At 50.7% G+C, this 19,962-nt stretch carries 16 protein-coding genes and 2 CRISPR repeat arrays; of the genes, 3 read left to right on the forward strand and 13 right to left on the reverse strand.

What is annotated here, in order from left to right; all coding sequences use genetic code 11:
- On the forward strand, positions 1 to 87 hold an 87-nt coding region (locus N0M98_RS13490), incomplete at its 5' end, for an IS3 family transposase (protein WP_259617959.1).
- A 612-nt stretch (positions 88 to 699) separates the two neighbouring features.
- A CRISPR array of direct repeats spans positions 700 to 994; the repeat unit is 32 nt; unit sequence ATTTCAATCCACGCACCCGTGCGGGGTGCGAC.
- Positions 995 to 1,527: 533 nt separating this feature from the next.
- On the opposite strand, the gene N0M98_RS13495 is transcribed toward N0M98_RS13490, so the two are convergent.
- The 13 genes from N0M98_RS13495 to N0M98_RS13555 form a co-directional block, all read right to left on the reverse strand.
- The gene (locus N0M98_RS13495; protein WP_259618184.1) at positions 1,528 to 3,777 is read right to left on the reverse strand and encodes a hypothetical protein; all 2,250 of its coding nucleotides are present in this window, start codon (positions 3,775 to 3,777) and stop codon (positions 1,528 to 1,530) included.
- Positions 3,767 to 4,186 (reverse strand): hypothetical protein, encoded by a 420-nt coding sequence (locus N0M98_RS13500; RefSeq protein ID WP_259618185.1) that lies wholly within the window; start codon positions 4,184 to 4,186, stop codon positions 3,767 to 3,769. Before N0M98_RS13500 ends, N0M98_RS13495 begins: the two co-directional genes overlap by 11 nt.
- Positions 4,173 to 5,540 carry an RAMP superfamily CRISPR-associated protein gene (locus N0M98_RS13505; RefSeq protein WP_259618186.1) on the reverse strand — a complete coding sequence of 456 codons (1,368 nt, stop codon included), beginning with the start codon at positions 5,538 to 5,540 and terminating at the stop codon, positions 4,173 to 4,175. Before N0M98_RS13505 ends, N0M98_RS13500 begins: the two co-directional genes overlap by 14 nt.
- Positions 5,540 to 7,225 (reverse strand): hypothetical protein, encoded by a 1,686-nt coding sequence (locus tag N0M98_RS13510; RefSeq protein WP_259618187.1) that lies wholly within the window; start codon positions 7,223 to 7,225, stop codon positions 5,540 to 5,542. Before N0M98_RS13510 ends, N0M98_RS13505 begins: the two co-directional genes overlap by 1 nt.
- Positions 7,226 to 7,227: 2 nt before the next feature.
- Positions 7,228 to 7,908, reverse strand: a complete 681-nt coding sequence (locus tag N0M98_RS13515; protein ID WP_259618188.1) for an RAMP superfamily CRISPR-associated protein — start codon at positions 7,906 to 7,908, stop codon at positions 7,228 to 7,230.
- Positions 7,886 to 9,439 carry a Cas10/Cmr2 second palm domain-containing protein gene (locus tag N0M98_RS13520; protein WP_259618189.1) on the reverse strand — a complete coding sequence of 518 codons (1,554 nt, stop codon included), beginning with the start codon at positions 9,437 to 9,439 and terminating at the stop codon, positions 7,886 to 7,888. Before N0M98_RS13520 ends, N0M98_RS13515 begins: the two co-directional genes overlap by 23 nt.
- A gap of 24 nt (positions 9,440 to 9,463) precedes the next feature.
- A complete protein-coding gene (locus tag N0M98_RS13525) occupies positions 9,464 to 10,411 on the reverse strand; it encodes a DUF6602 domain-containing protein (protein WP_259618190.1) in 948 nt (315 codons plus the stop codon).
- A gap of 27 nt (positions 10,412 to 10,438) precedes the next feature.
- Positions 10,439 to 11,332, reverse strand: a complete 894-nt coding sequence (gene cas6 / locus N0M98_RS13530; RefSeq protein ID WP_259618191.1) for a CRISPR system precrRNA processing endoribonuclease RAMP protein Cas6 — start codon at positions 11,330 to 11,332, stop codon at positions 10,439 to 10,441.
- Between the two features lie 131 nt (positions 11,333 to 11,463).
- A CRISPR array of direct repeats spans positions 11,464 to 13,024; the repeat unit is 32 nt; unit sequence ATTTCAATCCACGCACCCGTGCGGGGTGCGAC.
- A 308-nt stretch (positions 13,025 to 13,332) separates the two neighbouring features.
- Complete coding sequence (accC, locus tag N0M98_RS13535) at positions 13,333 to 14,679, reverse strand: acetyl-CoA carboxylase biotin carboxylase subunit (RefSeq protein ID WP_249861061.1); 1,347 nt, start codon at positions 14,677 to 14,679, stop codon at positions 13,333 to 13,335.
- 9 nt (positions 14,680 to 14,688) lie between these two features.
- Positions 14,689 to 15,183, reverse strand: a complete 495-nt coding sequence (gene accB, locus N0M98_RS13540) for an acetyl-CoA carboxylase biotin carboxyl carrier protein (RefSeq protein WP_249861060.1) — start codon at positions 15,181 to 15,183, stop codon at positions 14,689 to 14,691.
- Between the two features lie 3 nt (positions 15,184 to 15,186).
- Entirely contained in the window at positions 15,187 to 16,215 is a 1,029-nt protein-coding gene (locus N0M98_RS13545; RefSeq protein ID WP_249861059.1) for a 5-oxoprolinase subunit C family protein, read from the reverse strand.
- Positions 16,212 to 16,970, reverse strand: coding sequence for a 5-oxoprolinase subunit PxpB (gene pxpB, locus N0M98_RS13550; RefSeq protein WP_249861058.1), 759 nt, complete (start codon positions 16,968 to 16,970; stop codon positions 16,212 to 16,214). The genes N0M98_RS13545 and pxpB overlap by 4 nt, the downstream gene beginning before the upstream one ends.
- Positions 16,957 to 17,712, reverse strand: a complete 756-nt coding sequence (locus tag N0M98_RS13555; protein ID WP_259618192.1) for a LamB/YcsF family protein — start codon at positions 17,710 to 17,712, stop codon at positions 16,957 to 16,959. The genes pxpB and N0M98_RS13555 overlap by 14 nt, the downstream gene beginning before the upstream one ends.
- Positions 17,713 to 17,928: 216 nt before the next feature.
- Here N0M98_RS13555 and N0M98_RS13560 point away from each other — a divergent pair, with 216 nt between their 5' ends.
- Entirely contained in the window at positions 17,929 to 18,786 is an 858-nt protein-coding gene (locus N0M98_RS13560; RefSeq protein WP_249861056.1) for a sugar phosphate isomerase/epimerase family protein, read from the forward strand.
- A complete protein-coding gene (locus tag N0M98_RS13565; protein WP_259618193.1) occupies positions 18,786 to 19,883 on the forward strand; it encodes a Gfo/Idh/MocA family protein in 1,098 nt (365 codons plus the stop codon). Before N0M98_RS13560 ends, N0M98_RS13565 begins: the two co-directional genes overlap by 1 nt.
- The last annotated feature ends 79 nt before the right edge of the window (positions 19,884 to 19,962 follow it).

Raw genomic sequence — 19,962 nt, forward strand, 5'->3', positions numbered from 1 at the left:
CATTACTATAACCATTACAGATACCAGTGGGGGTTAAAAAAGATGACTCCTGTACAATACAGAAATCATCTCTTAAGTGCGGCCTAACTCTTTTTTTAAAAGTGTCCTTGACTAAGGGTCCAGTTTACTCTTTCAAGATTCTCTTAACTCTCTTTAAACTCTCTATACAATAAATGACATATTTTGATATAATACCGGTGTACAACAGACTTGGGTGGGAAAGTATTGCCTCCAGAGTGGAGGTGATGCTTATGCAATTTTCGCTGACGGAAGTGATCATGCTTGGCATGTTCTTGCTGGCACTACTCACATATCTGAAAAAACGAAAATAACCCGCCCAGGTTGACGGCCTGCGGGTTATTTTCTGGTCTTTGACTGGGGGTTTCCCACCCAAAATGTTGTGCAGGGAGTCGGATGGCCGTCCGACTCCTTACTTCTATCCTAATCATATCATGGCTATTTCATTCACGCAATTTCCATCGAGAAAGTGCCATTAAAAACTTGGAGATTACAAATATATCCAAGCTACCATCATGGTTTAAAAATCAACATCAATTTCTTCGAATCCCCTCCGCCTTTACTCCTTTGTTCTGAGGTTTTGAATCTGTTCCTGCATATTACTCCAGTTGATATGGAGCATTAAATAGTCCGGTACCACAATAAGACGGCAAGGAGCGCGTTATGCGCGTGGACCCGTGGATTTCAATCCACGCACCCGTGCGGGGTGCGACCCATTGCTGACTCTTTCTTTTCTTCCTTCGGCTTCGATTTCAATCCACGCACCCGTGCGGGGTGCGACGTAACGCAGCGCGTGAAGGCGGGCGGCGGCTTTATTTCAATCCACGCACCCGTGCGGGGTGCGACGACGAGGTGCTTAATCTTGATGTGTTGACCAATATTTCAATCCACGCACCCGTGCGGGGTGCGACCAAGTTGAACGAGCAATGATCATGCAAAGCGTAATTTCAATCCACGCACCCGTGCGGGGTGCGACTCCGATTTTCAAGGAGTAATCCCCCTGAAAAACGTTTATTTGTTCTAATCATACACCCAATCTACTGAATAAGCCATAAGATATAGCAGCATCGTTATATTTCGGTAATTCGATTTGATTCCATATTGGTGCGAATCCCCCGGGAAATTCATGTTCGCTTCCCATTCGCACCGTAATTTTACAACCGGCCGACTCGGTAGCAATGCACACGCACCATTCGCTTTCGCATCCAACCTTGCTCGTGAACCACACTCCAGAATAAAAAGCACCGCGGCATCTCTCATCGAGCTCACGGTGATGTATTCTCTACTCACTTCGGGAACTTGGGGGGTGAAAGTATTGCCTCCATAGTGAAGGCGATGCTTATGCAAATTTCACTGACGGAAGTGATCATGCCTAGCCTGTTCTTGCTGGCACTGCTCACATATCTGAAATAACGAGAATAACCCGTTCAGGTTGACGGCCTGCGGGTTATTTTCTGGTTCCCATTGAAAAAGTATCATTAAGACTTTAAGGTGATGAGTATTTCCGGGTCATACCATCGGCTCATCATGGTTTAAAGAACTCAGCATCCATTCCTTCGGGTAGCCCCCGCCTTTTTTCTTGTAACCCCGCGTTTGGTTTTGGATCTGTTCCTGCATATTATTCCAGTTGATATGGAGCTTTGAATGCTCCGGTATAAACTCTTGTTTACTTCGAATATATGCGCCGAGATGGACTGTTTGGAAATAATCCGCTCCTTTCATTCGATCCATAAATGCATCGACATAGGAATGGAAATTTTCCTGTCCCTCGATTATTTCAACTGGATGGACAACGAGCGAATCGAAATCGGTTCCCTGCTTCTCCAGTGCAATGGAATCGACGTGGATCTTCACCTTCCCGTAACCGTAGGGCTTTGCTCCGCCTATAAGTTCATACGCTTCTTCCAATTGGCTGTAATAAGGGGACAATTGCTCCTTGAACAAACGTGAATGCCTCAAGAGCTTAAGGTCCAGTCCCAATAGAAGCAATCCCAGTTCCTCACGATGTACATTCGTGAAGGAAATCGTCCCCTTTAACGTATAAGGTTCTCCTGCTTTGGTCTCCTTTTTAAGCAAATTTCTTCGGCTTAGCATAGCGTCTTTATCCTTGGGCAGGGTCGGCATCGTTTTCTCCAGAACATTTCCCAACACATGATAATACTTATATCCGTTCAACTTCGGCTTCGGTTGCTCTACCTTCTCTACCTTCTCGTAGGTGGCCGGTGTCCGTCCGTTCGGCCTTAAATACATGCGTTCCGCTGAAGCCTGTGGTGTCGGAAGAAGAAAATCTGCACGACCCCAAACTGCATCTTCCGGAATATCGATCGGCTCGAAGCGAAGCCTGGATTTGTACGACGCCTCTCTCTCCTGACCTTCTCCATTCGGAGCAAATCCGAACAACGCGTCCTCATAGTCGACTTTGCCCTCAGGAGAATTCCCAAGAAGATCGTTTAACTGATGATAATATGGGATTTTAAAATAGGGGGTACGACCGATTGTCATTTGCCCGTCGTCATCGATTTGATAAAATACAACCAATCCGTCAACCGACCTAAATTGATTAGAGCAATTCTCGTAATCGGAAAAAATATTATAAAACAGTTTTATATTCCGCTCATCTTCTTTATTCTCTATAACGCGAAACTTTTTAAAATTTTGATTATAACCGTCGATGGTTGCTTGCTTCACTTCGTATCCTTGATGATCATCCTTTGGAGCGCCGATCAAGTAATGACTGCGTTTCGTCCCGACTTTGGTTGAGTTATACAAATAGCCCTTTTCGGCATTCTGCATCGATAAACGGACACACTCTACTCCGCCATAAGCGTTTAACCGAAAATCAACATTTTGCTGATAAGGGGTGTAATGTGAATTACCGCTCTGATTACTATAAATCCGATGAATGTGAGCCTTTAGCCTCCACCGTTCTATCATAAGACGAAATAATTCATCAAATTCAGAGTGAGATGCATTTCTTCTTAGTTTCCGCATGATTGCTTTCGAATGATCGTTCAAACTTTCGCCAAACTTATTCAATTCATTCCAGTTGATCGGCGATTTCGTAAATCCATATTGTTCAAAAACCTTTCTGATCCCTTCTTTTACCTTATCATATTTCTCCGCGAGCTTTTCCTTCTCAACATTGATTCTGTCAGTGATTTGTTTAATCTTTTTTTCAAACTCTTCCAATTCGCTTAATGCTTTATCTTTCCAATCAAACAACTGCTGACTACGCTTTAGAACTGCTTTCTGCTGTATCAACCAATGCTCTTTGAGCATAACGAAATTTCTTTCTCCGAAACTTTGAGTGGGGACGACGTAGAACTTATCGCCATTTTTACGCAAGAAACCAACCTTCACCGCACGCTCAAGCGTAGAACCTTTCAGAATGATGTTTCTGTACGTACCCCGCGTAAAATCCCGGTACAGCATTGGACTCCGATTGATAAATTTCGGATCGCTGCCGCTCAGAATCGCGACGTTCGCTCGCACCTTGCCTCGCAGTTGGCTTCCGCTGATGAAATAGCCGCCTCCCCTCTTGGCACGTGCTTCAATCACTAAATCGCTGCAAGGCGTAATACGATATCGAATCTGTCCGCTTAGCAGCTCAAGCCCGTTATTGAACGCATTATGCTTCGGAACGCCCTTTATCGCATACGGATAGCGACAGACGTCGTTTCCGTTCTCTGGAAAGGGAACAAAATCATAGGGCAACGTTATAGGAACAAGCTTATCCGAACGACTATTCTTACCTGTCATCCTTGGTCGGACCTCCTTCCAGTTTGTAAAGAACCGTTCTCGCTACATAAGCTAATCCGTCATCATCAAAGTCCAAGTATTCTCTTACCTCGAGAGTTTTGTATGTAAACTTTGATGTAAATGACTCGTCCAGCTTATAAATTCGGGCTACCATTCGTTCGGGACAATCTTCCCGGTGCATCAAGGGTTGATAAACGACGAGTTCCTCTCCTTCTCTAGCAGCAAATATCTCTTGCCTCGTATTGAAGAAATGAACTTCCCAGACGGCGTCTTGTTCCACAGCCTCTCGTAACTGTTCGAATGATTCGTCGCCATTCTCGCCGATGAGAACTCGATCTAGCAGATGAGCGATAAATTGGAATTCTTCCATCTTCACTTCATCCCAGCTAAACTTCTTAAGCTTCGTCAACTTGATGACACCACCTCTCGAATTGCTCGTACCACCGCTTCAACCATGATCGTTGACTTTCCGGCAGTTCGCCGTCATTTTCAAACGTTAGGGACTGTTTACCGTTGTTAACAACGGTTTGAGAAGCCATGAATTGCCCGAGCCCGATAACCGTTCTCCCTCCCAACGGAACTTGTCCCGACCCGATGCGGCGCAGAACATATACCAACGGAAAAAGATACGGACTATCCTCGTTTGAATCCGTAGTTACCTTTAAGCGAAATTCCAAAACCCCGCTTCCTTGGATCTCCCTTTGCTGCTTTAGAGCAGACGAATAAGCCCCTCCCGTCAGGCGGTCAATCTTGATATATACTGGATTATTGTCGTTTTCCCGATATCGTTTCACTTCTACTTCTGCAGCATCGTCAATCTGCAGCGGAGAGAAAAGGATCTGGCCAGCTTCATCCGGACTACCGAACAGCTGACAGCATTTCTTCATCGCCATCTCTACACTGCCGGTCATTCGTGTGATCAACAGCTCTACTTCACTTCGAAGCAATCCTTTTATACTGGACGCAGGCAAGTAGTAACCCCTGGAATTTTGACGAACCCCCGTCAAACTGCGCGATTCATTCTCATTCGGCAATGTATAGGATTGATATACTCCATATGGAAAAGATCCCTGCAACCGAAATAGCACATTAGAGTTTGTATCAAACGGATTCGGGTCAAGTATGCCGGGACGGTATTCTTCCCCTTTGCAGTTTTGTCTGTTGAAAATGTACGCATCCAACGCTTCGACGCAGTCCAACGGATGAATGATGCGCTCTATGCCGATCAACGCAAATCTCCCAAAGTCATGATTCTTTTTCCCGCCAAAGCGAAGAGTTCCTCTCCGAATCCCTTCCGCCCAAACGTCAATAAGATACCGTTCCAGTTCCCCACGGCGGCATAGATTTCCAGCGCCATCGGAAACATCGCATTGTATCCGGAACGACATTTTCAATTCCCCATCCAAATAATCATATTTATACTTCCGCTGGGGGTCCGCTGTACCGCAGGCCCGGTCAATCGCTGTTCCCTCCTCGGTATGGCGAACGAAATTCCCTGCCAATTTCCCATTGCTTATAAATAGGCGACTTTCTACAAAATCGCCGCTCGTTTCGTCTTTGTACCCCATGTATTTCCCTATCAAACCATCCGGTACATCCGCTAGTCCTGCTTGAGCCAAACATTCCCTCAACGCCCCGCCGATAGAAGTGCCGGGTAAAACGTGCTGGCCTTTGGAGTTCTCGACCAAGTCCCCTTGGCCGTCTCCGAAATGGACTGGGGTAACCGCTTTTAAATGGAACGTATAGATCAGCCTTGCATTCATCAACTATCCCTCCTATGGAGGTAATACAATCCCGCTTCTAGCAACTCCGCTACAAATAAGGGCCTATCCTTGGGCCCATTCGCATACGCGTAGTACAGCCCGCCTCGTTTGCTCCCAAGCATCTTGTCCGCATACGCCTCCAGTCTGCGATTGGCCGCTTCTTCCCCGCCGCCATTAAGATAATCCATAATCGCAGCAAAACTGCAATCGGCAATCGAGCACACTTCCTTGTTAAATCGGTAAAGTTGCTTGTCCCCAACGCTAGGTGACGATTTGCTGGATTTATGGTTAGAGTCGGTTTCTCGAAGCTTAGCCATACACAATCTCAGCTCTTCCAACATCAGCTGCAAAGGATGCCTTCGAAGTCCGTCCCGTAGTATCACTCGGTCGGCTGAAGGTTGCAAGTTTGCCGAATGTTTAAATCCTTTCAAGACGATCATGCGCAACCACTGAGCTTTGGTCTCTTTTAAGCCTCGCTTGATAATCCCTATATCCTGAGCTGCCGCTTCCTTCTCTCTCGGGCTCTCGTCAACGGAAATCGTCTCCCGGTTGCACCCAGACGCTGAATTCGCTTGATCCTGCTCCTCCTTAACCCTTAATGCCGCAGGAAAGTCAAGATTGATCCCAACCCATCCATAGCCATCCTGGGTTCGCATCCCTAACAGCCGATGCTCCAACTTCCAGCAAACCCGTTCCCATTCCGCCTCGCTTAACTCCCGCTCCAATTCATAACGCAATACGGAACCGGCTTTTAAGGTTGTTTCTTTAGGGTAGCGTGCTCCCCACTTGGTATTAAATCCCTCGCTAATTCCCGTTACAACCAGCGAATGAGCCAAAGAACCGGAAACCCCGCATCCCTGTTCAATAAATCGTCTAGGCAGTTCATTTATAGGCCGGCCATACTCATCACGGAACATGCAATCCGACAAGCAAGTGATCGTTAACTTTCTTCCCGCTGCTTGCTTGGAAGGAATTTTGAATCCCAGAAGCTTCCTCGCCTCCCGGTAATCCGCTTGCACCTCCCCGACTGTCTTGATCATGCACAATCCGTATCCCGATCCTTTGGACCCGCCCAGATACGCGAGAAACGACTGCTTCTGACCAATTATTGATTCAATCAATGGCAATTGATCTGGGCCAAATGAGAGTATAGACCGAAACGTTTGGTCGGACGCTATCGCCTGATAATTAAACAAGTTTTCCTTCTCGCGATCAGACGGTTTGTTGCTGGTACTATGATGCAGTGTATAAAATTTGGGGGGCTTAGCGCCGATCAGGGTATCCCCTTCTACCGATAAAAATCGGTATTCCAGTGCATTCCGATCCCTGCTCTCCTGCAGCAGGTCCGAGAGCGAAATGGTAGAATCCTCTCCGCCCGGTTGTGCGGACAACAGTTTTCTCCGACGCCATTTATGTTTATCCACACGTAAATTTTGCGGAGTAGGAACAAATAATTTATCATTCCGGTACGGATAAGCGTTGTAGCACTCGATTCCTTTTACGATCGACGGTCCTGTTTCTTGTGTAAAAACGCCTTGATTGATCAATTGAGAAATAATTGCGCCTCGAAGGGTGGACCCTGGAATATAGTCTTTGGAGGGCTCGGCCGGATTTTTTTTGCTTCCCCCGGCCCCTATTTTCAACGGTTCCAGATTTCGAACTTCCATAACAAGATATTGAATCATGCTCATTCCTCCACCCCACTCAAGAACAAACGGGCCTCAACCTCTCCGTGCCCGCGGTGTATCCCAGCCCCGATCCGTTCCAATGAACAGACAATACGGTTCAAGTTTTCAAGATCCTCAGCGTGCGGCCTACTTTCAAAAGACACCGTTGCATAAAACACAAGATCTTCCCGAACAGTGTGATAAGTCGTTAAGCTTTTATCCTTAGCGGTTCCATTCTTCACTTCAATTCTTGATCGAATATGCGTTTGCGCCGCTATTAAATCGTGAGTTGACAGAGTATAGTACTCATCCGCCTCATCATCTTTCATCATTTTCAAAAAATAGCTTTTCACAGCGGCGGGCAGTTCCAGCGCCCCCAGACGCATCGTTCCCTGAGACGAATATCGCTCTTCGGATCCCGGCCAATGAATCGACCGTTCATTACCATTCAGTCCGAATAATCGCTCAATGGAATGTAGAAATGCCTTGGCCTTCTCCAGATCAAAACTCCGATACTGTTCTAACAGCCAGAAGGCTTGCCTTTTCAACTGACCCTTCAGTGATTTGGCATGGAAATAAACGAATCCGTCACGGTCGGTCAGCGCTCTGGAGTGAACAATATGGCTCTCCTTCTCTCCGCTGGCAAATATGGCCTCGCTCAACAAACGTATTTCAATTTTACCCGTCGGCAAGTTGATCATTCTTATGCACCTCTTTCTCCCCCAAGAAAGGCAATACGATAAGCAAGTCGTTCAACAAGTAGGTGGTTGAACGATTCTCTTCGGACTCGATGATCGGAACATCTTTTCTGCTGCGGCCTTCGAAGCAATGAGAGACCAATTCCATAAGCCTCTTTGGGCCTTTTGTTTGACTCGTATGAAAGTAATTTTCGTATTCTTCTTTGCCCTTGTAAGTCAGTTTCTTCAGGTCCTCCATCAACGAGGAACTGATTTGGCAATCTTCACTTATTGCTTTTGCTAACGCTATCATAGGATAATAACCATATACACCATTCTGAAACGCTCCCATCTGATCGATGCGCAAAGGCCTGATATGGAAAATCTCCCTCTCGTTTCTGTGCTTAACGAATCGATCATAACGATCTGCTTGAGCTTGACCATGAATGATCTCCCAATCAATAAAAGACGCCGGCTCCTCCTCTGAAGATGTTCCTTCCTCCACCTTATAAATCTGCTCCTTGGCCTGAAGGCAGAGTCTTTCGGCCGCTTTGACGGCATCGTAGAAGGGATAAGTGACTTTGACGATCGCTACACCCGCACAAGCCGTTAAATAGGACGCTGGGATGACGTCGTTGAGCAGAGGGTTTGTCTGCTTCATTCGCTTGGAGACAGTTTGAATCTGATCAACGATGTTTGCAGCAAGTTGAACGGCACTTTCGGCTCGAACAATCAGACAAATATCATCCCCTGACATGACCACCGGCGTGACGAAACGGTTGCGTTTTTCCTCATATGGAGTAGCTCGAAGCGCTTCACGAACCGCTTGGAAGTACAACTCCTCAATGGCCGAACTTAACTCGCCAAGCTCCTTGAAGGTCTTGATTTGCTTAACCATCTTTCCCATCTGATTACCGTCAATCGCAATGACGCCGATGTAACTTTTGCTTTGCTCGTCTGTTCTGTACTTTTGCAGCTCATCGGTCGTTTCAAAACACGACTGTTCGATTAACATCCCCCACTTGCTGTACAAGTAGGCTTTTGCCTCCTGCCAATGGGCTTCCTGTTTCGTTGCCTCACATTCGGCTCTTCCCGTCTCGTCAATTTGCTCAATGCCGTAAGACCAGCGCCGAAATTTGGCTTTCCGCCGATCCTTCATCCGGTCCGCTTTCTCAATCAAGCTTTTTCTGATTTTCTTCTCTCGTTCAACATCATCAGCAGCGAACTCCGCATCGTCCACTGTACTAATATACAATTCCAGCTCGGGATAAGTCTTCAATACGTCAAGCGAGTAATTGTTAACAAATTGCGTCGCTTGCTCCCGATTCGGGAAACGAACAATACTATTGCCTCCGCCGGAATAGACAAACTCTGCTTCCGTTCGTGCCAGATAGTCATTAAGTGAAGGCCCTAATTCCGTATCTGCCTGATGCTGCCCCATATCCTCAGTCAACTTTTTGATGGTATAGGAATTCAAAAGATTATTTTTCAACTGGTTCTGCCTATAGATAAACTCCTGTTTTTGGGATACGTCGATAAAAGCGTAGACACTCACTGGAATTTTCACCTCCTGCCGAAATCAAACTTTCTTATTGAAAGCACGCGCATATGCAAAATGAGGGAATAGCATCGGGTTGTTGATCAGCATCAGCAACTGATTCAACTGCAAATTCAACGTTAGTAAAGGATAACCTTCTACCTTTAGATCAGCCAGCGTATTTTGGAGCAGGGTGGTTTCATCTATCGTCAATTCCGGAAAGCTTGGGGCTCGACTCTTAATCTTCTGTTCATCGTCAGTTCTATTGTAAAGTTTCAACCCCTCTATTCCCTTCTCAGTCACTTCACTTTTCTTCTCCGTTCCTTGATCCTCCTTATCCAACGTCCCATTTAATTTTCGTCCCCACCAATCGAGCGTTTGCCGCTCGTTGTTCGTTCGTAAATCGAATTGCTCCTCATGCTGTTGAATAATAAAATCGAAGGCATTCAACTGTTCTGCAGTATCATCGATAGTGCGTTCTTCCTTTACACTTTTCAAGCAGACGAAAATCTTGATCGGACTTGTCTTGGCTTGGTAATCGTTCGTTAGTCCGCTCACATAACCGGTAGCCATTCGAGCAATACCGGACGCTTTTGGAGTTAGATTATTGATTTCATCTGCCCAAGCCTTAAGCTGGCTGAGATCGTAACTCTTGCTCTTGCACTCAATAACTACGGCAACGGCTTCGATCGGGATAAACTTCAATGTATTGTACTGGTAGACATAAGGAGTGTACGCTTCGTCGTAAACGGCGATATCCACTTCCTTGGATACGTTGCGATTCGAATCAATCAAGATGACACCTTGAGCCAGCGAATACTTCTTCGGAATCATGCTGCGAAAAAACTTCATCCACATCGCCTCGCGATAATGTCCGGTCACTCCACCATGAGAGGAGGCAAGCTCCAGTTCTTCCACCATCATTTTGTTCATGTGGCTGTAGTTTTGCAGAATTTTCTGAAATACATCTTTTTTGTTGCTTTCGCTCATCAGAATCACCTTTCTTCGAAGAATAGATTAACGATCGTAATACACCTGATAATGTCCGAATCCATGGGTGGCATTTTTTCCGACGTGCAGACGTGTTCCTGCATCCAACAGTGGCGTGAACGGAGTCAAATCTCCCTCATATCGCGCCCACCCTTCTATCGCCGGAAGAGACAACTCACGATCATGATTGATAGAATAACGTTTGAAGTCGACCGAAGACCAATGTTCTTCGACCGTTCGAACCCTCTGCGCTTCTGCAACCAGCTTTTCTTCATCCCAAGGAAGCAGACGGTTAGAGTAGGCATGCGATAATAGCGAAATTCTTCGAGTTAACGACTGAACCAGTGTAGCAAAAGATAATTTGCGACATAAATTGCGTTGAATCAACACGCGAGTGGGACTATCGAATCGAATGAGCGCTCCGCTAGCCTTGCGCTCATTCGAAGAAATCGTCGAAAAGGAGACGTTGCGCAGCCAGGACTTTCCGTTGCTCCAAACCAATGTGCCGCTGTTGGGATTAATGACCTGCTCAAGAGAAAAACGCATACGCCCCGCTCCCCAGCCTCTGTTGCCCATGGCAACCAATCCATCCAAATAATAGCCTGCAGAATGCACAGTCTCGCCAATCAAAGTAATATCAAACACGCAGCTATCCCCTGTTCGCCATACGGTCTTGTCGCGAATCGACGTGTAAATGACATAAGGATTCACCGCACCGGCGACATTGCCAGGAGAACAAAAATACTTGGCATAGCCGCACCCAGCCGAATGTTCACATAGATGACAGCGTACCCCGGGAGCGATGCAAGCAAAGTCTCGCAAACAATGGCCCAAAATCCCCCGAAGCGTAGACCCAAGGTAAGGTGGAAGTTCCCCTGATTCCTTAGCTATAAAAAATGCTCTTAATGTTAAAACATTCATTACTTCGTACTCCCTTACCAATTCAATAATTTCGGATGGCGGCCTTTTCCTTAGTAGTAGCGTTCATATTTCAATCCAGGCATTCCTCCGGGGCTCGACGTTGGCGACTTACTCGGCCTTCTGATGCCGAGATTTCAATCCACGCACCCGTGCGGGGTGCGACTGTCCGGTGTTTTATGCTGCTCTTGGATCCATTTCACATTTCAATCCACGCACCCGTGCGGGGTGCGACCACTAACCAATCCATGACGGTAGATGCGGCGTTATTTCAATCCACGCACCCGTGCGGGGTGCGACTGTTTTGGTCAACCAAAGGCACTTTCAGGATGTTTGAATTTCAATCCACGCACCCGTGCGGGGTGCGACCATATCCGGCAAGCGTTGTGCGTCGCTGCACATGATTTCAATCCACGCACCCGTGCGGGGTGCGACACAATAGAATATTTTCTTAGAATCATCCTCGTTTATATTTCAATCCACGCACCCGTGTGGGGTGCGACCACAAGTGTAGATATGTCTGGTAACGAATCGGGTAAGATTTCAATCCACGCACCCGTGCGGGGTGCGACGTCCGCGGCAGCAGCCTCAGCTTCAGCTTTAGTTCTATTTCAATCCACGCACCCGTGCAGGGTGCGACGTATCAATTCGATATGACACAGACACAACTTGATATTTCAATCCACGCACCCGTGCAGGGTGCGACGCGGACATCACCGGTAAGTCATGGACTAGCCCTATTTCAATCCACGCACCCGTGCAGGGTGCGACCCTAAGTGCTCAAATATCATGTCGTACCGATGTCCATTTCAATCCACGTACCCGTGCAGGGTGCGACCGACCAAAACAGCATTGCTTGGTGGAATCAGCAATTTCAATCCACGCACCCGTGCAGGGTGCGACGGTCACTCAGTTTAACTTCGACACGTCGATCCAAATATTTCAATCCACGCACCCGTGCAGGGTGCGACAAATAAGCCGGATTTTGGAGGCGGTGCGAGATGAATTTCAATCCACGCACCCGTGCAGGGTGCGACGTTAGCCCATCCGGCAAGCGCTGCCTACGGCCTATTTCAATCCACGCACCCGTGCAGGGTGCGACTATGTAGGTGTACATATTTTAGATGATTTCGACATTTCAATCCACGCACCCGTGCAGGGTGCGACGCTGCGGAAGATGCCGTTACTGCCGGGAGACCAAATTTCAATCCACGCACCCGTGCAGGGTGCGACGTTTACTTTTATGTTGAAGCAAACGTTTAAGAGATTTCAATCCACGCACCCGTGCAGGGTGCGACAAAAAGTAAACCCTTGGCCTCAGGTTGATCCTAAAATTTCAATCCACGCACCCGTGCAGGGTGCGACGATCCCGGTTTGTACACCGTCCGAGCGGTCGGCTCATTTCAATCCACGCACCCGTGCAGGGTGCGACTTCATGTTAGAAGTTATAAAACAAATTAATTACTATTTCAATCCACGCACCCGTGCAGGGTGCGACGACGTCGACGGCAACGTGTATCCCGGAGCCATCATTTCAATCCACGCACCCGTGCAGGGTGCGACAACTCCGTATCCGTAAGGGGCTTACCGTCAAGTATTTCAATCCACGCACCCGTGCAGGGTGCGACCCGACGGAGAGCGTTAGTACCTTGGACGATTCGTCATTTCAATCCACGCACCCGTGCAGGGTGCGACTCCGATTTCCAAGGAATATTAACCCTGAAAAAGGTTTATTTGGTTTAATAATACACCTAATCTACTGAATAAGCCATAAGATATAGAAGCATCGCTATAATCCGATAACACCATTCGATTTCGTACAGGTGCGAATCCCCCGGGAAATTCATGTTCGCTTCACATTCGCACCACTATCTAGCAGCCGACTTGGCAGCAATGTAAGCCCCCTTTCTCCACCGGCTGAGATTTCTGCTCTTTCACCCGGTATTATATCGCTTGCTCACTCCAGCATTTCTCCGCCATACGCCTTGACCTGTTACCATACTTTACAGCTCCGGCGTATGATTCTCCAGAAAACGGATATTAAACTGCCCGGAAACAAATTCATCCTGCTTCAGCAGCCACAGGTGAAACGGGATTGTCGTATAAATGCCGTCGATTTGAAATTCCCCAAGCGCCCGTTTCATTCGCTGAATCGCCTCTTCCCGAGTTTTCCCCCAGACGATGACCTTGGCGACCATGGAGTCGTAGAACGGTGAAATCCGATACCCCGGGTACACGGCGCTGTCGACGCGAACGCCAAAGCCGCCCGGAGGCAAATACGCCTCCACCTTGCCAGGTGACGGCATAAAGTCGCGGGCCGCATTCTCCGCATTGATCCGGCATTCGATCGCCCAGCCGGATATGCGCACATCGTCCTGACTGAAGGAAAGCGCTGCGCCCGCGGCGACGGCGATCTGCTCTTTGACCAGATCAATACCTGTAATCAGCTCGGTTACGGGGTGTTCCACCTGAATTCTTGTGTTCATCTCCATAAAATAAAAGCTGTCGTCCGGATTCAGCAAAAATTCCACGGTCCCCGCGCCGTAGTAGCCTACCTCTTTGGCGGCAGCGGCGGCGGCCTCCCCCATCCTCTCGCGTAATTGCGGCGTCAACGCAGGGGAGGGCGCCTCCTCGACGAGCTTCTGATGACGCCGCTGAATGGAGCAGTCCCGCTCGCCCAAATAAACGACATTTCCGAACGAATCGGCGATAATTTGAATTTCCACGTGCCTGGGCTGCTCCAGATATTTCTCCAGATACACCCCCGCGTTGCCGAAAGCGGTCTCCGCCTCGCGCTGCGCCTGCAGGATCGCCTGAAGCAGCTCCGTTTCGCTGCGCACGACCCTCATGCCCTTGCCGCCCCCACCCGCCGTCGCCTTGATGATCACCGGATAGCCGATGTTCCGCGCTTCCTGCGCGGCTTCCTCCGCATCCTGAACAAGCCCGTCCGTGCCAGGCACCGTCGGTACGCCCGCGCGCTTCATAGTGCTCTTGGCGATCGCTTTGTCGCCCATACGGGCGATAGCATCGGCGGAAGGGCCAATGAAAACAATGCCGCATGCCTGGCAAATTTCCGCGAAGTCGGCATTTTCCGCGAGAAAGCCGTAACCCGGATGAATGGCATCCGCTTCGGTGCGGCTGGCTATCGCCATTAAATGAACGATGTTCAAATAACTTTGTTTAGCCGGTGCAGGCCCGATGCAATAAGCTTCGTCCGCCATCCGCACATGAAGCGAATCTTTATCCGCTTCCGAATAGACGGCGACGGTGGCGATGTCCAATTCTTGGCATGCCCGAATGATCCGCACGGCAATCTCTCCGCGATTGGCAATCAGTACCTTTTTAAACATCCCGTCCACCTACTCCACTCTGACCATAAACAATGCCTGGCCGTATTCCACCAATTCTCCGTTTTGGGCCAATACTTCCACGATTTCGCCGCCCATCTCGGCTTCGATCTGATTAAATAGCTTCATTGCCTCCACGATGCAGACGACGCTGCCCGGCTGAATGCGGTCCCCGATTTGCGCATACGGTCTCGCATTCGGCTCGGCGGCGGAATAAAACGTCCCGACCAGCGGGGAGACGATCGCACGCAGCCGGGAATCGGCCTCCGGTGCAGAAGGCTCTGCGGAAGCGTGTGCGGCGGCATGGCCGTTGTCCGGCTCCGGCAAGGCGCCCGGGGAAAGCGGCAGGGTCCCGTGATTCGGCGCAGCCGCTTGCTGAAGCTGGGAGGTTCCGGAAGCCGCCTTGGCGATTCTGATTTTGGCCGATTCTGCCTCAAGCTCGAAATGTTGAATGGAGGAACGGTCGATCAGTTTCATCAAGTCCTTCAATTCCTGAATCGTCATCATATGTTACATCTCCTTGTCCATTTTATTTTGTAGTTTCAGTCGGATGCCCATCCGGATTTGCGCCATTTCGCGTTCCTGCAGCAAATAAAGCCGCTCCGCCTGCTCCAGCGTAACCGGCCGGAAACGCAGCTTGTCTCCCGGCTTCGCTTGGCCTAACGCCGGAAGATCGGCGGAAACGACATGCGCGATTCGCGGATACCCGCCCGTCGTTTGCCGGTCTGCCAGCAAAATGATCGGGCTCCCGTCGGAAGGCAGCTGTACGGTTCCCGGCGGCACCGCTTCGGATAACAATTCTTCAGTAGACGTTTGCCGCAAGGCGGCCCCTTGCAAGCGGTAGCCCATTCGGTCGGATTGGGGGCTCACCTCGAATACAGACCCGAACAGCCGCTTCCGGCTGTCTTGGTCCAAGCGCCCAAGCTGCGCCCCCGGCGTCACCCGTACGCCAAGCGGCTCGCTGACGGCCGCCATATGCGGGGGATGGATGTGCCAAGCGGCAGCTTGGAACGGCCTATCGGGTGTAAGGCGTTCGGTAAGCCGCTTCGCGAGCCGCGCGGACCTTTCTCCCGCCGGCCCCTGCTTGACAACATCCCCGGCCTTAAGCATTCTCCCTTCGAAGCCGCCCAGCCCGCCCCGCAAGTACGTGCTCCGGCTGCCAAGTACCTGCGGTACGTCGATGCCGCCCGCAACGGCCACATAAGCCCGGCACCCCGATCTGCAGGGGCCGAATCGGACAACGCCGCCTGTTCCGACGAGCACCGGCCGCCATTGCGGCAACGCAATGCCATCCACTGTCGGCGACAAGTCCGCGCCGCAAATCGCCAGCAGCGTATCTTGCTGCACCGCCAGCTCCGGCCCGCGCAGCGTGATCTCCAGCGCCGCCTCATCCTCCCGGTTGCCGACCAACATATTGGCGATGCGCAGCGATAGCCGGTCCATCGCGCCACTGACGACAACGCCGTATTGCTGATAGCCCGTGCGTCCGAGATCCTGAACGGTCGTTAGCAGACCGGGATGAATCAGCTTTAAGCTCATCGTTCCCCCAACCCTTCTTCGATGAATTCCTCGTATTGCTTCAAGGAGATCGGATAAAAACGCACGACATCCCCCGCCCGCAAGAAGCTCGGAGGATCGGCTTCCGGGCGAAACAAGCGCAGCGGCGTGCGTCCGATAATTTGCCAGCCTCCCGGCGTCGCTACGGAGTAAACGCCCGTTTGCGCGCCAGCGATTCCCACAGAACCGGCAGGCACCAACGGCCGCGGGGTGTGACGCCGCGGTGCGGCGATCCGCTCCGGCATGCCTCCCAAATAGGGAAATCCGGGAGCAAACCCGATCATATACACGGTGTAGGTTCCACCGCTATGCAGCCGGATGACTTCCTCTGCCTCTAGTCCGCAATGCCGCGCCACATCGTCAAGATCGGGTCCCGTCTCCCCGCCGTAATACACCGGTACTCTGACTATTCTCGGCGCCTCGGGCTCGGCTTCCTCCTCCCGTATCCGTTCGATAAGCTCGGCCAGCAAGCCGCATACGGTTTGAAATAGCGTCGTCCATCCGCACCGCCTCTCCTTTTGCTTAGCCAACACTTGCACAGGGTCATAATATACGGCAACACTGACGAAAGAAGGGACGCATTCGATCATCCCGGGAAACGGACATGCATGCAAATAAGCCGTTAGCGCTTTCACCCGGCGGTGTACGACCGTATCAATCTTGTCGCCGAGCCGGATGACAACCGCCGAATCGCCCAGCGGCTCATATTGCGGGTCCCACCGTTCAGCGCCGCTCAATGCGAATCCCTGCCTTCTCCAGCCCGGCCCTAATGCGCAGGATCAAATCCAGCGCTCCTTTCGTATCCCCGTGCACGCATAAGCTGTCTCCATGAATATTCAACCGCTGGCCGCCTAACGTCTTCGTCCAGCCTTCCACGATCATCCGCACCGCCTGCTGCGCCGCTTCCTCCGGATCGTGCAGCACGGCCCCCGGCAAACTTCTCGGCGCCAATGTCCCGTCCGCGCAATAAGCGCGATCGGCATACAGCTCCGAAATAACGGGAAGGCCGCGCTCTATTGCGACCTTACCCAGCTTGCTCCCCGGCCGAGCGAGAAGAGCTGTTCGCGGAGTCGTCAGTATAACCGCCTCAACGATCGCTTCCGCCACCGCATCGTCCGTGTCGGCCATATTGCTCATGCTGCCGTGAGGCTTGACATGCCGAATGGCCGTGCCGTGCTTGCGGCAGAACGCCTCAAGCGCTCCGATCTGATAGATGCAGCAATTCGTCAATTCCTCAAGGGACAAACGCATAGCTCTGCGTCCGAATCCAGCCAAATCGGGGTACCCCATATGAACGCCGATGCAGACGCCGTGCTCCGCCGCAAGGCCAACCGTCCGGTCCATGATGTCCGGATCGCCCGCATGAAACCCGCAGGCGATGTTGGCTGAAGTGATCCAGCGCATCGCTTCCTCGTCCGCTCCCAGCTTATACACGCCAAAGCTTTCTCCCATATCGCAATTCAAATCAATCGCTCGCATCGCTCTCACCCCGGCTGTTACGTTGGATTTGTTTCATTGTGATTATAGCTGCGCCTTCTCCCCGTGCCCACACAGAAAATTGCCGAAATTGGTGGACGATTTTGCTTAGGTGCAATTACGTCCACCACATAAGTCAAACCTATGAGTGTCCCCGGCCGGAAGCTCGTTTTATAATCATCTCGTAATCGATACCATCGTATGAAAGGATGTTCTGCTATGAGCTTAGAGCTTGGATTGCAGCTTTATACCGTCAGACACGAATTGATGAAAGACCCCGTGGGAGCTTTGGAAAAAGTAGCCGAGCTCGGATACTCGAATTTGGAGCTGGCCATCCATTATTCGGACGCCGAAGGCGTCGGCGGCTACAGCGTATACGGATTGCGGGCGCCGGAGCTGAAGCGATGCCTCGACCGTCTTAACATGAAGGCATTGAACGCCCAAATGTTCCCGATCGAAAGCGTCAACTGGGATTATTTGATTCCTTTCGCCCAGGAAATCGGCATGCCGGCGGCCTCCATCTCCATGCATATGTTCAAAAACAAACAAGCCGTACTCGATTTCAGCGATCAGCTCAACCGCTGCGGCGAAACATGTCAAAAACACGGTCTCGACTTCTATTACCACAACCACTTTCAGGAGTTCCAGAAGTTCGACGGCGTTTATGTCATGGACCTTATTTTGCAGCATACCGACCCTGCTCTGGTCAAAATTGAATTTGACACGTATTGGGCGCTGCGGGGCGGCGTCGACCCGTGCGAATATTTGCGCGTCCTGGGCAACCGCTGCGACCTCGTTCATCAAAAAGATATGCCCGCATCGGCACTGCCGGTCAACTGGTTTGATGTGTTCGGAGTCGACTCGGACATTACGCTCGACAAAAAACTGGGCACTTCGTCGCCCGAGCAGTTCACGGAAATCGGCAGCGGCGTGATGGACATCGCCGCCATTATTCAAACCGTACGCGATATGGGCATCGTCAAAACCATTTTTATCGAGCAGGACTTTTCCGCTCTGAACCAATTCGATTGCGCCAAAATCAATTTTGCCCAAATGACCAAGCTGCTCGGGAGGTAATGAACGTGACACAACATCAAGTAAACATCGGAATCATCGGCCTTGGAGGCATCGGCACCTCCAAACATTTGCCGAGTTTGGCCAAGGTGCCTCAGGCTCGGGTCATAGCTTTCTGCGATTTGGAAGAAGATAAGGCGGCCCTAGCGGCCAAACAGTTCGGCGCAGACGGGGCCAAAGTGTATTCCGACTACCGCAAGCTGCTGGAGGAAAGCGCTATCGACGTCGTTCATGTCTGCACGCCCAACAGCTCGCATGCCGAGATTACGGTGGCGGCGCTGGAGGCGGGCAAACACGTCATGTGCGAAAAGCCGATGGCAATCACCTCGGCCGACGCCAAGCGGATGCTGGAGGCCGCCAAGCGAACCGGCAAAAAGTTGACGATCGGTTACCAGAACCGCTATCGTCAAGACAGCTTATATTTGAAGCAGTTGTGCGAGATGGGCGAGCTCGGGGACATTTATTACGGGAAAGCGCTGGCGATTCGCCGCCGGGCGGTGCCGACATGGGGCGTCTTCCTGGAGAAGGATCTGCAGGGCGGCGGCCCGCTGATCGATATCGGCACGCACGCGCTGGATTTGACGCTGTGGATGATGGACAATTACAAGCCTGTCAGCGTGACCGGCTCTGTCTTCCACAAGCTCGGCGGCACCCGAAACGCCGCCAACCTGTGGGGTTCGTGGGACCCTGACAAATTTACCGTAGAGGATGCGGCTGTCGGTTTCATCAAGATGGAGAACGGCGCCACCATCACCCTTGAAGCAAGCTGGGCGTTAAATACGCTCGATGTTCGCGAAGCCAAAACGGTGTTGTGCGGCACCAAGGCAGGGGCCGACATGGATGACAGCCTGCGCCTGAACGGCGAGCGGCTCGGCCGTCTGTACGATCACAAAATCCGCTTCGATTCCGCTCCGGTCGTATTTTACGGCGCGCAGAAAGATGAAACGCCGGCCGACATGGAGGCGCGCCTGTGGATCGAGTGTATCCTGAACGATACCGAACCGTTCGTCAAACCGGAGCAAGCGCTGGTCGTCAGCGAAATTCTCGAAGCCATCTACGAATCGGCCGCCACTGGCCAAACGATTTATTTGAACGCCTAACTCTCCTCCGCAACAAAGCAAAGCCGTTCGGGCCGTCTCTTCAGACAGCCGGAACGGCTTTGCTTTTTACTCTTGTTGG

Origin of the sequence: Paenibacillus doosanensis (genome assembly GCF_025060755.1) — a bacterium.
In the GTDB taxonomy this organism is placed as follows: Bacteria; Bacillota; Bacilli; order Paenibacillales; family NBRC-103111; genus Paenibacillus_S; species Paenibacillus_S doosanensis.

What these genes read in the sequence shown, in the direction of transcription:
- N0M98_RS13495 (WP_259618184.1), bottom strand. Translation starts at nt 3,777, where the DNA reads ATGACAGGTAAGAATAGTCGTTCGGATAAGCTTGTTCCTATAACGTTG.
- N0M98_RS13505 (WP_259618186.1), bottom strand. Translation starts at nt 5,540, where the DNA reads ATGAATGCAAGGCTGATCTATACGTTCCATTTAAAAGCGGTTACCCCA.
- N0M98_RS13510 (WP_259618187.1), bottom strand. Translation starts at nt 7,225, where the DNA reads ATGATTCAATATCTTGTTATGGAAGTTCGAAATCTGGAACCGTTGAAA.
- N0M98_RS13515 (WP_259618188.1), bottom strand. Translation starts at nt 7,908, where the DNA reads ATGATCAACTTGCCGACGGGTAAAATTGAAATACGTTTGTTGAGCGAG.
- N0M98_RS13525 (WP_259618190.1), bottom strand. Translation starts at nt 10,411, where the DNA reads ATGAGCGAAAGCAACAAAAAAGATGTATTTCAGAAAATTCTGCAAAAC.
- cas6 (WP_259618191.1), bottom strand. Translation starts at nt 11,332, where the DNA reads ATGAATGTTTTAACATTAAGAGCATTTTTTATAGCTAAGGAATCAGGG.
- accC (WP_249861061.1), bottom strand. Translation starts at nt 14,679, where the DNA reads ATGTTTAAAAAGGTACTGATTGCCAATCGCGGAGAGATTGCCGTGCGG.
- accB (WP_249861060.1), bottom strand. Translation starts at nt 15,183, where the DNA reads ATGATGACGATTCAGGAATTGAAGGACTTGATGAAACTGATCGACCGT.
- N0M98_RS13545 (WP_249861059.1), bottom strand. Translation starts at nt 16,215, where the DNA reads ATGAGCTTAAAGCTGATTCATCCCGGTCTGCTAACGACCGTTCAGGAT.
- N0M98_RS13555 (WP_259618192.1), bottom strand. Translation starts at nt 17,712, where the DNA reads ATGCGAGCGATTGATTTGAATTGCGATATGGGAGAAAGCTTTGGCGTG.
- N0M98_RS13560 (WP_249861056.1), top strand. Translation starts at nt 17,929, where the DNA reads ATGAGCTTAGAGCTTGGATTGCAGCTTTATACCGTCAGACACGAATTG.
- N0M98_RS13565 (WP_259618193.1), top strand. Translation starts at nt 18,786, where the DNA reads ATGAACGTGACACAACATCAAGTAAACATCGGAATCATCGGCCTTGGA.